Genomic DNA, 10,743 nt, shown 5'->3' with positions numbered 1-10,743 from the left:
GGGAATAGCTCAGTTGGTAGAGCACGACCTTGCCAAGGTCGGGGTCGCGAGTTCGAGTCTCGTTTCCCGCTCCAAATTCAAAAAAACGCCGCTCATTGAGCGGCGTTTTTTTATGTGTGTAAAAAACCTGCCTCAACTTCCAAGGCTCTGCACCAGGCTTTCCAGTGCTTCAATGGTTGTATCTTCCAGTGGCGGTTGCGCTGCTACCGCTCTAAGTTGGCTGGCCAAACGGTATTCGCTGGGCGTGCAGTTGACGAACTGTTTGAAGGCGCGGGCGAAGTAGGAAGGATCCTTGAAGCCGGCCTCATAGCCGATGCTGGTAATCGGCATCTGGCTGTTGTCGAGCAGTTGTTTGGCGAAACTCATGCGCTTGTCCAGGATGTAATCGGTGAAGCCGACGCCATTGGCTTCCTTGAACAGGCGACTGAAGCGGAATGTCGTCATGCCGCAGCGCTTGGCCAAATCCCTCTGATCGATGCTGTCCCGAAAGTGCTGGTCGATGTACAGCATGATGTTGCTCAGCGCCTGATGTTTTTGGTGCCCGGAGGTCAGGCGGATGCTATCTGGCAGAGTGGGCGAATGGTCGATCAGCAATGTCTTGTCCTGACCGGCATTGCGGCGCAACTCGCAGAGCTGTACCACTGCCGTCAGATAGCGCTTCCTCTCGGCGGTGGTGAGCGGGAGCACCATGTATTCCCAGACACTGGAGCGCATGGCCCAGACGGCCAGTTCTTCTGAGTGCTGCACGGTGAACATGGTGATCGGGATGGTGGGGGTGGTGCGTTTGATCTCCAGCAACAACCTCAGGCCGGGGGTGTCGGGGCGATCGAAATGGATGCAGATCATGTCTGCCTGTGCTCCGCAGGGCAGCACAGAGTTTTTTGCCAGATTGCAGTCGCAGGTGTCCTCGAACTGCGCGATGAGTTCCTTCGTGGAACGATCGTGAGTCAGATCGAACCATAGTAGCGATGGCCTTCTGGTCATGTTGGACGTCATGTCTCTACTCTGCGGTTCTACGGGCCCCTCTTCGCTGAGTAGTATTGCTAACGTGCCATCACTTTGCAGATTAAATACTGATAAGAAAGACGATTTTTAGTTCTATCTGCTCTATGCGTTGCCTGGAAGTCAGTCCAGGGCAACTGTCTGTTGGCGTGTTGTCGGCGCACCAGGTATCAGCCGCTCGTCGCTTGTAAATCTAAGTCAGCGGTATTCGCGAGCCATCCCTTGTTTTACCCCTCCTGCTACTTCTGCACAGGCCAATAACCGTATTTGGCCGCGCCCGCAAAAAAGTCCTAGTGATGTGCAAAATCTTCCTAACGCCCATGCCTTGCCCCTGACTAGGGTTGCATCAGGCAGTGCAGAACGTACTGCCTTCCGGAAAAAACAACATTCGAGTGAGGTGGGCAAAATGAATCTGCAGACAATCAAGGCTTCGGTACTGAAGTTCGCCAAAGATGAAGATGGCCTGACCATTGTGGAATACGCCGTGGCCGGTGGGTTGATTACGGTAGCTGTTGCCGCTGCGTTCGTTCTTTTGGGCGGTGCCGTGAATACCAAAATTCGGGCACTGTGCCAGGCCGTCAACGGCAACGTTGCGTGCTGATAACGAAACTTACGGTGGCGGGACGCGGCGACGTCCATGGAATAACCGGTTGTTGCTGTTTTGCTGATAGAGCGACCGGATCACTCAATGGACTTCACGCTGTCCCCCGCCAATGTACTTTCCGAGCCGTATGACCGCTGAAGTGAGGTACACAAAATGACTCTGCAAACACTCAGAACTTCGATAAGCAAGTTCGCCAAAGATGAAGATGGCCTGACCATTGTGGAATACGCAGTGGCAGGTGGGTTGATCACGGTTGCAGTTGCTGCAGCCTTCGTTCTTTTGGGCGGTGCCGTGGATACCAAGATCAGAGCGCTGTGCCAGGTGGTCAATGGCAACGCTGTTTGCTAACGATAATCCCGGTAGGGGAGACGCGCCATGTCCATGGAATTGCTGGTGTCGACTGTTTTACTGCTAGGACTGCTGGGCGTCGCGGTGGTGAGCGATTTGCTTCGCCACCGTATCCCCAACACGCTGGTCCTGTTGGGCCTGGCCCTGGGATTGGCCGGTCAGACTTATTCGGGTGGTATCAGCGGATTGGGTGACAGCCTGTTGGGTCTCCTGATCTGTTTTGCGTTGTTTCTGCCCATGTATGCCTTGGGTGGCATGGCCGCCGGCGACGTCAAGTTGATGACTATGGTCGGCAGTTTTCTACCGTTTCATTTCGCGTTGTGGGCTGCCTTGTTCAGCCTGATAGCCGGTGGCGTGTGCGGTTTCCTGATCGTGCTGGTTCGCGGGCAATTGTTGCAGACCCTGGGCCGTTACTGGCTGATTCTCAGGGCGCAGGCCTATCTGGCGCCGACTTCGGATGAAGTAGCCGGCAAGCCTTTTCCTTATTCGATTGCAATCTTGATCGGCACTTTAAACAGCGTCTACTGGCAACTGGTTGCCGGTGGATTGGGAGGTTAGTCATGCACGTCATCGTCGATAGTGATGCCTACTCCAGCGATCGGGAAGCGGTGCAACGACTGGCTCCTCAGCCTTGCACAATCCGCGAGACGGGTCTGACAGACAGCTTTCTCGGTGAGTTGGTATGCAAGCATTTGTATGACGCCGGCGTGCTGGACATGCCGCGGCTGGTGGAGCGCCTGGCGCTGACCGGTGCAGTACTCGAAGAAGTCCTGGCGTTCCTGCGCAAGGATGGCCGTATCGAAGTGCTTGGCCAGATGGGCCAAACGGCTGGGCAGATGCTGCGTTATAGCCTGACCGAACGCGGTCGCAGTGCCGCCCGCGATGCCTTGTCACGCAGCGGCTATATCGGTGCGGCACCTTTCCCGGTGAGTACCTACCGTTCCCTGATCAAAATCCAGACCATTCACCATGGTCGCATCAGCTCAAGCGATATGCACAAGGCCCTTACCGGCGTCGTGCTCACGGAGGGGATGCTCGATCAACTGGGTGTGGCCCTGAACTCCGGGCGCGCGATCATGATTTATGGCCCTGCGGGTACCGGCAAGACTTATGTCAGCAGCCGGCTTATCCGTCTGTTCGCCGAGGCCATCTGGGTGCCGCATGCCATCGTGATCAACGAGTCGGTGATCGAGATCTATGACCCGCAGGTGCATCAGCGGCTGGATGACAACAGTCAACTGAACAATCTGATGCTCAACGAAGGGATTGACCGTCGACTGCTGTGCTGCAAACGCCCGATCGTTATTACGGGCGGCGAGTTGAGCATGGAACAGCTGGACGTGCGCTATGACCCCTTCACCCGTCAGTACCAGGCCGCCTTGCAGCTCAAGGCCAGTAATGGCCTGTTCATCATCGATGACATGGGACGCCAGCGCATGGCACCCGCCGAGCTGTTGAATCGCTGGATCGTCCCGATGGAAGAGAAACGCGATTTCCTCAACCTGGGCGGCGGTCGGCATTGCGAGTTGCCGTTCGATCTGATTCTGGTGTTCTCCACCAACCTCAATCCCCTGGAGCTGGCCGACGAGGCTTTCCTGCGCCGGATTGGCTACAAGCTGCAGTTCGGTTACCTGAAGCCCGAGGAGTACGAAAAGATCTGGCGTCAGGAAAGCGAGCGTCTGGGCATGCCTTTTGACCCGCTGCTGCTGCGTTATGTACTGCAAAGGCTTTATGCAAGTGAAGGCATGCCCCTGGTGCCTTGCCATCCCCGTGATCTCCTGAACATGGCCCTCGATCGTCAGCGTTATATGGGCGGTTCCGGAGCTTTGTCGCCACAAGAGTTGGAATGGGCCTGGCACAACTACTTCGTCCAGCTCGACTTTCTTTGATACGGAGATACTGACATGAGCTCTCGTACTGTTTCCCTGATAGGCGTTTCCCTGGTCATGGGCCTTGGCGCTGCGTGGATGGCCGACTCCTGGCTGAGCGCACGGCTCAATGCCACCCCGGATGACCATCTTCGAAGCGTGGTGGTTGCCACGGTAGAGATTCCATTCGGGCAGATGGTCGAGGCCCAACAGGTCACGACCGTGCGCATGCCCATGGACACGATCCCGGACGATGCTCTCGATTCCAGCGATAAGGCCGTGGGCAAGATCGCAACGTTCGACATCTTGCGTGGCGACGTCATGCGCGGCGCACGCCTGAGTGAGCACCTGGGCGGCAGTACCCTGGCTTCTCTGATTGCGACAGACAAACGTGCCATATCGGTACGCGTGGACGATGTGGTTGGTGTGGGCGGGTTCCTCCTGCCAGGTAACCGGGTCGATGTACTGGCGACCAAAACCACAAGTGCCGGCAGTAACAGCGCCGTGTCCAGGACCATCCTCGAGAATTTGCGAGTGTTGGCGGTGGACCAGACGGCGGGTACCGACAAGACCCAACCGGTGGTGGTGCGTGCAGTGACGCTGGAGATGACGACCGCCGAGGCTGAAACCCTGGTCACGGCGCAAACGGAAGGGAAACTGCAACTGACCCTGCGCAACCCGCTGAACTCCGAGAAAAAAATCGTGACCGCTGCGCCTGTTGCGCCAGCACCCATGGTTGTGGCCGCCGCCCCGGTGCAAAAACGCGTGGTGCAACGTGGCGACGGTGGTGGGGCTCTCACCATCATTCGCGGGATCCAGACCAGTGTAGTGAGAGTTCGTTGACAGGGCGGTAGGGGTGCCTGTGCACCAAGGTATTGGCGGAGCCGATCCGGTTCAGTATCGGCAAACGAGGGCTTGATGATGAATCTTCGTATTCAGCGGCCGTTCACTGCGACGCCAAGGCGCCAGGGAGGAGCGGTGAGCGTACTGATGGTGATCGCCCTGGCGGCGATTTCCATGATAGCGGCGTTGGCTCTGGATGGCGGGCACATGATGTTGAACAAGACGCGCCTGCAGAATGCGGTGGACGCCGCTGCCCTGAGTGGCGCCAAAACCCTGCTTCAGGCGGAAGGAGCTGCCAACATGGCCAGCGCGACACGCACTGCCTCACTCAATACGCTGACGCAAAATGCCAATGCCACGGGCAACACCGAATTGGCAACGGCGGTCGCCGGCAACCCAGGCGCATTTGCGACGGTGGAACTCTCCAGCAGCGTCTATGGCCCGTTCTCCTATCCCGGGCCGGCAGATGCCAAGTACGTTCGGGTATCGGTACCGAGCTATCGTCTGACAGGTTTTTTCTGGAGCTTCGTTCAGACATTAGGCACAGCGGGGCTTGGGAACAAGGCCGTGGCGGCGATCGCCACCGCCGGCCCCAGCCCTACCAGCCCCTGTGATCTTGCACCTTTGATGGTCTGTGGCGACCCGACTAAATACAACCCGGCCGCGGGCATGTTCTGGGGCTTCCAGTTTGGTGATTTGCAGGTGTTGAAGACGGCTGCCGGCAATTCGTCGCCCATTGGCCCAGGCAACTTTCAGTTGCTCGACTTTGGCTCGGGCGGCAGTACGGTCAGGGATGATCTGGCAGGAGGTGGCACGGTTTGCCGCAACGTCGGGCAAAACGTCCAGACCGCCCCTGGCAACAAGGTCGGCCCTACCTCTCAAGGCCTGAATACGCGCTTCGGCATCTACAACGGCCCGGTCAGTGCTTCGGACTACCCGCCAGACCTGGTGACGACGTCCAGCAACCCCGCGATCACTTACGACGACTCAGTCACCCCTCCACAAATAAAGTACAAGGGGCAAACCGTCACATCGAGCGGTGGCAATCTCACGGCGGGCAGCGACGCGATACTGGATTACAACGACTGGCGTGCGAGCACTGCCGCGTGTGTGGCCGGGACCGGCAGTGGCTGTCAGAGCGGCGGGGTGTTCGAGCGCCGGATGCTGAAAATCGTGGTGGGCGACTGCACCGGCAAACAGGGCGGTTCAACCTCGATCCCGGTCCTGGGTTTTGGCTGCTATTTCGTGGTGCAGCCAATGAGTGGCGGCGGCGGCGACTCGCAGATCTTCGGCCAGTTTGTGAAGGAGTGCGAAGGCGACAACGTGGCCGGCCCCTCGCCGTCCACCGATACCGGTCCGCGGATCATTCAGCTCTACAAAACCTATATTGGCAGCGGCACTGGCACTCCGAGCACAGACTCGTAGGAGGCGTCATGGGACTTCACTCATTCAAGCGACCACAGGCCCAGCAAGGCGTGGCACTGGTGGAATTCACCCTGGTCCTGCCGCTGTTGCTCCTGTTGTTGCTGAGCCTCGGCGAGTTCGGCCGCATGCTCTACCAGTACAACGTCCTGTTGCAGGCCAGCCGTGATGCCGACCGTTTTGTCGCCAGCCAGGCCTGGAACTCGACGCTTGGCGCTATCTCTCTGAGCAATACGCTGCTGACCCAGACGAAAAACGTCGCGGTCTATGGCGTGCCCAGCGCTGCCGGCAGCGCTGTGGTGTCAGGGTTGACGACCGCGAACGTCGCGGTCGTCGCGGTAGGCACCGACCATGTGCGAGTCACCATCACCTACAACTTCTGCCCGGTGATTGGCAGTGGCAATTGTGCTGGCATGTTTCCGGGCTTTTTCGGTGGACAGTTTGCGCTGGCCATTCCGCTGGTTGCCACAACCGTCATGAGGGCACTGTGATGAATAGAAAACGCATGCACGGCACCTATGTCGTGGAGTTCGCCTTCATTGGCCTGCTGGTGTTCATCCTGTTGTTCGGTGTGGTGGAAATGGGCCGCCTGTACTTCACGGTCAGTGCGCTGGATGAAGCCGCGCGGCGTGGTGCGCGTCTGGCGGCGGTGTGCAACATCAGCGATCCGGTGGTGTTGCGGCGGGCGATCTTCAACGCCGCGACCGACGCCGGTACGAGCCAGCTGATCACGAGCCTGGCCACCACCAACCTGACGCTGACCTATCTGGACGTCAACGGTGCTGTGGTGGCCAGTCCCGGCGACCTGGTCAGTGCCACTGGTTTTCGTGCCATCCGTTATGTCCAGTTGAGTCTGCAAGGCTTCGTTTTCAATCTGTTTATTCCCGGGCTCGGCGTGCCCATTACCTTGCCTGCATTCAAGGCAACCTTGCCACGCGAAAGCCTCGGGCGTCATTCCGATTCCGGGGAGATCACACCATGCTGAATACCAAGGACACCCCGCTCTCCAGCTCGACCGGCAAGACCGGGCTGCGGTTGCTGATCAGCAGTCGTGATGCCACCTCGTTGCGCGATTTGCAGAGCGTCTGCCAGCGCATGCCTTGCCTGGAGGTGAGCACTCGCCTGGTGAGCAATGGGCATGTCGACCCGCTCTACGGCCTGGACCGGATGCCCGATCTGTTGCTGCTGCGCGTAAGCCACCTGTGGCGTGAGGAACTGGCGGCGCTGTTGCAGCGTCCAGCCCATGAGCGTCCACCGATGTTGGTGTGCGGCCTGCTGAGCGAACAGGAAGGCATGCGTCTGGCGATGCAGGCCGGCGCCCGTGACGTGCTGCCGGAGCCGATCGCCGAGACCGAACTGGTCGCCGCCTTGAATCGCCTGGTCATGGAGGTTCGCACCGGCAGCGGGACAGAAGGCAAATTGATCGCCGTGATGAGCGCCAAGGGTGGCTCCGGCGGAACCTTGCTGGCCTGCAACCTGGCTCAACAGCTCAGCGTCAAGGGCGGTAGTACCTTGCTGCTGGACATGGACCTGCAATTCGGCAGCGTGACGCATTACCTGGATGTGGCGCAGACGCACAGTCATCTCGAGGTATTGCATCAGATCGACGGCATGGACAGCGTCGCGCTACGCGGTTTTTGCAGCCACTTCAGCCCCACCTTGCATGTGCTGGGTGGTCGGGCCGGTGAGCTGTGCCTGCCGCAGGATGCCCAACCCGAGCAACTCGACACCCTGTTGCAACTGGCCCGCGCCAGCTACGACTGGGTGGTGATCGACCTGCCACGGCAAATCGACCACCTCACCGGCTCCGTGCTGGAACAGGTGGACCGGGTGTACGTGGTGGTGCAGCAGAGTGTCAGTCATCTGCGTGATGCCAGCTCCCTGGTGCGGATTCTTCGCGACGACCTGGGCGTGCGCGGCGATCAGTTGCAGATCGTGGTCAACCGCTTTGACAAGGCAGCAGCGATCAGCCTCAAGGATATCGGCGAGGCACTGCGCTGCACCAATCTGTCGAAATTACCCAACGACTTCAACCTGGTCAGCCAGAGTCAGAACACTGGCGTGCCGTTGGGGCTGCATGCGCCGAGGGCCGCGATTACTACCGCCCTGCGCGACATGACCGAGGACCTGGTCGGTCAACAGGTGGCCGGAAACAAAGGCTTACTCAAACGCGCCTTCAACCGTTTTTTCGGGGGATGACCCATGATCAGCGACTTTCGTAACCGCTTGCGCAAACAGTCCGGTAAAACCGCTGCATCGTCAGCGGCTCAGTTGGGCGACGACCAGCTGGATCCGGCAGAGGAAATAATGGCGTGGGAGCGTGCAACACCGGACGTTCTTTACGAAACCAGAAGCCAGGTCACCCCGGTGGAAGCCGAGTGGCGGGAAAAAATCTACCAGCAATTGCTCAAGGTCATGGACCTGTCCTTGCTGGACTCCCTTGAACAGGCCGAGGCCGCGCGGCAGATTCGTGATATTTGCCAGCGCCTGCTCGACGAGCATTCGGCACCGGTGAGTACCACCAGCCGCCAGCTGATTATCAAGCAGATCACCGACGAGGTGCTCGGCCTGGGGCCTCTGGAACCGTTGCTGGCCGATCACAGCGTGTCCGACATTCTGGTCAATGGTTTCGCCTCGGTCTATGTCGAGCGCTTCGGCAAACTGCAAAGGACCGATGTGCGCTTTCGCGATGATCAGCATTTGCTGAACATTATTGACCGCATCGTGTCCAGCCTGGGTCGGCGTATCGACGAGTCCTCGCCGTTGGTGGATGCCCGGCTCAAGGACGGTTCGCGGGTCAACGCGATTATCCCGCCGCTGGCCATCGACGGCCCGAGCATGTCGATTCGCCGTTTTGCGGTGGACCTGCTCAATACCGACAGCCTGATCCAGGTGGGCACGTTGACCCCGGCCATTGCGCTGCTGCTCAAGGCGATTGTCCGCGGGCGCTTGAACGTGCTGATTTCCGGCGGTACCGGCAGCGGCAAGACCACCATGCTCAATGTGTTGTCCAGTTTCATCCCGCACAACGAACGGATCGTCACCATCGAAGACTCGGCCGAGCTGCAACTGCAGCAGCCCCACGTGGTTCGCCTGGAAACCCGGCCTTCGAACATCGAGGGGCGTGGCGAGGTGAGTCAGCGCGAGTTGGTGCGCAACAGTTTGCGGATGCGCCCGGACCGCATTGTGATCGGCGAAGTGCGTGGCGCCGAAGCGCTGGACATGCTGACCGCCATGAACACCGGCCACGACGGCTCGTTGACCACGATCCACGCCAACACCGCGCGCGATGCGTTGGGGCGAATCGAGAACATGGTGTCGATGACCGGGGCGACCTTCCCGATCAAGGCCATGCGGCAGCAGATTGCGTCGGCTATCGATGTGGTGATCCAGCTGGAACGCCAGGAGGACGGCAAACGCCGACTGGTCAGCGTGCAGGAAATCAACGGCATGGAGGGCGAGATGATCACCATGACCGAAATCTTCTCCTTTGCGCGCCACGGCGTGGGCGAAAACGGCGAGGTGCTCGGCGATTATCGGCCCAGCGGCATGATTCCGGCCTTCCGCGATGTGCTGGCCAAGCGCGGCATCGAGTTGCCACTGACGATGTTCAGGCCTGAATGGATGGAGGCACGGCAGCCATGAGCCATATTCCTGCTGAATTCATAGTGATGTTCCTGGGCATGGTGTTTATCGCCGTGTTCCTCTTGTCCCAGGGTGTGGTGGTGCCGGTGTTCGGTGAAGCCGGCAAGATGCGCAAGCGCATCCGCGGCCGTTTGCATGTACTGGAGAAAGCCAACAATCTGCCCAACATGCAGACGGTGTTACGGCAGAAATACCTGACGCGCTTGTCGCCACTGGAGGCCAGGCTCGAGCAGTTGCCGTTTATGGCGAGCCTGACACAGATGATCGAGCAGGCCGGCCATGAATATCGTGCTTATCGGGTGATCTTGCTCGGGCTGTTCCTGGGCGCGTGTGCGGGCATCTCGATCTGGATGGTCGTGACTGTCTGGTGGATGGCGTTGTTGGCGGGCTTCGGGGTGTTCTGGTTACCACTGTTGAAAGTTTCTCGTGACCGTAGCAAACGTTTCGCTGAGTTTGAGGAAGGCCTGCCGGATGCGCTGGATGCCATGTGCCGGGCCCTGCGCGCCGGGCACCCGTTCAACGAAACCCTGCGCCTGGTCGCCGAGGAGCACAAGGGGCCGGTCGCTCATGAGTTCGGCCTGACTTTCGCCGATATCAACTATGGCAACGATGTACGCCGGGCCATGCTCGGCCTGCTGGAGCGCATGCCCAGCATGACGGTGATGATGCTGGTGACTTCGATCCTCATCCACCGCGAGACTGGCGGTAATCTGACCGAAGTGCTGGAGCGTCTGAGTCGGTTGATCCGTGGGCGTTTCCGCTTTCAGCGCAAGATCAAAACCCTGTCGGCCGAAGGGCGGATGTCGGCCTGGGTGCTGGTGGCGATTCCCTTCGTGCTGGCCGTTGCGATCGTGCTCACAAGCCCCAGCTACATGCCTGTGCTGCTCAATGATCCCATAGGCCACAAGCTGATCATCGGGGCTTTCTGCGCCATGTTGATCGGGATTTTCTGGATACGAAAAATCATTCGGATTCAGGTTTAAGCGATATTCGCTACCGGGAGGTACAGGT

The 10,743-nt window shown here is 59.2% G+C and carries 12 protein-coding genes; 11 read left to right on the top strand and 1 reads right to left on the bottom strand.

Going from position 1 to position 10,743, the window contains the following annotated elements; translation table 11 throughout:
* Positions 1-132: 132 nt before the first annotated feature.
* Positions 133-996, bottom strand: a complete 864-nt coding sequence (locus tag AC1RO5_RS27530; protein WP_493178762.1) for an AraC family transcriptional regulator — start codon at positions 994-996, stop codon at positions 133-135.
* A gap of 412 nt (positions 997-1,408) precedes the next feature.
* Here AC1RO5_RS27530 and AC1RO5_RS27525 point away from each other — a divergent pair, with 412 nt between their 5' ends.
* The 11 genes from AC1RO5_RS27525 to AC1RO5_RS27475 all read left to right on the top strand — a co-directional run bounded on the left by AC1RO5_RS27525 (position 1,409) and on the right by AC1RO5_RS27475 (position 10,715).
* Positions 1,409-1,603, top strand: coding sequence for a Flp family type IVb pilin (locus AC1RO5_RS27525; RefSeq protein WP_413697526.1), 195 nt, complete (start codon positions 1,409-1,411; stop codon positions 1,601-1,603).
* Positions 1,604-1,759: 156 nt separating this feature from the next.
* A complete protein-coding gene (locus AC1RO5_RS27520) occupies positions 1,760-1,954 on the top strand; it encodes a Flp family type IVb pilin (RefSeq protein WP_493178759.1) in 195 nt (64 codons plus the stop codon).
* A 27-nt stretch (positions 1,955-1,981) separates the two neighbouring features.
* Positions 1,982-2,512 carry an A24 family peptidase gene (locus AC1RO5_RS27515; RefSeq protein WP_413697525.1) on the top strand — a complete coding sequence of 177 codons (531 nt, stop codon included), beginning with the start codon at positions 1,982-1,984 and terminating at the stop codon, positions 2,510-2,512.
* A gap of 2 nt (positions 2,513-2,514) precedes the next feature.
* Positions 2,515-3,843: a DUF8689 domain-containing protein gene (locus tag AC1RO5_RS27510; RefSeq protein WP_493178757.1), complete on the top strand. Its 1,329-nt coding sequence runs from the start codon at positions 2,515-2,517 to the stop codon at positions 3,841-3,843.
* Positions 3,844-3,858: 15 nt separating this feature from the next.
* Complete coding sequence (gene cpaB / locus AC1RO5_RS27505) at positions 3,859-4,665, top strand: Flp pilus assembly protein CpaB (protein ID WP_493178755.1); 807 nt, start codon at positions 3,859-3,861, stop codon at positions 4,663-4,665.
* A 75-nt stretch (positions 4,666-4,740) separates the two neighbouring features.
* Complete coding sequence (locus AC1RO5_RS27500) at positions 4,741-6,090, top strand: TadE/TadG family type IV pilus assembly protein (RefSeq protein ID WP_493178754.1); 1,350 nt, start codon at positions 4,741-4,743, stop codon at positions 6,088-6,090.
* Between the two features lie 8 nt (positions 6,091-6,098).
* Positions 6,099-6,578, top strand: coding sequence for a TadE/TadG family type IV pilus assembly protein (locus AC1RO5_RS27495; protein WP_493178752.1), 480 nt, complete (start codon positions 6,099-6,101; stop codon positions 6,576-6,578).
* Positions 6,578-7,072: a TadE family protein gene (locus tag AC1RO5_RS27490; RefSeq protein WP_493178750.1), complete on the top strand. Its 495-nt coding sequence runs from the start codon at positions 6,578-6,580 to the stop codon at positions 7,070-7,072. The genes AC1RO5_RS27495 and AC1RO5_RS27490 overlap by 1 nt, the downstream gene beginning before the upstream one ends.
* Positions 7,066-8,286 carry an AAA family ATPase gene (locus tag AC1RO5_RS27485; RefSeq protein WP_493178749.1) on the top strand — a complete coding sequence of 407 codons (1,221 nt, stop codon included), beginning with the start codon at positions 7,066-7,068 and terminating at the stop codon, positions 8,284-8,286. Before AC1RO5_RS27490 ends, AC1RO5_RS27485 begins: the two co-directional genes overlap by 7 nt.
* A gap of 3 nt (positions 8,287-8,289) precedes the next feature.
* Entirely contained in the window at positions 8,290-9,732 is a 1,443-nt protein-coding gene (locus tag AC1RO5_RS27480; protein ID WP_493178748.1) for a TadA family conjugal transfer-associated ATPase, read from the top strand.
* Entirely contained in the window at positions 9,729-10,715 is a 987-nt protein-coding gene (locus AC1RO5_RS27475; protein WP_493178747.1) for a type II secretion system F family protein, read from the top strand. The genes AC1RO5_RS27480 and AC1RO5_RS27475 overlap by 4 nt, the downstream gene beginning before the upstream one ends.
* Positions 10,716-10,743: the final 28 nt, after the last annotated feature.

This window comes from Pseudomonas sp. GW822-FHT02G04, assembly GCF_058802085.1.
The sequence above is the reverse complement of the archived record's forward strand: the minus strand, read 5'-3'. Positions and strand labels throughout refer to the sequence as shown.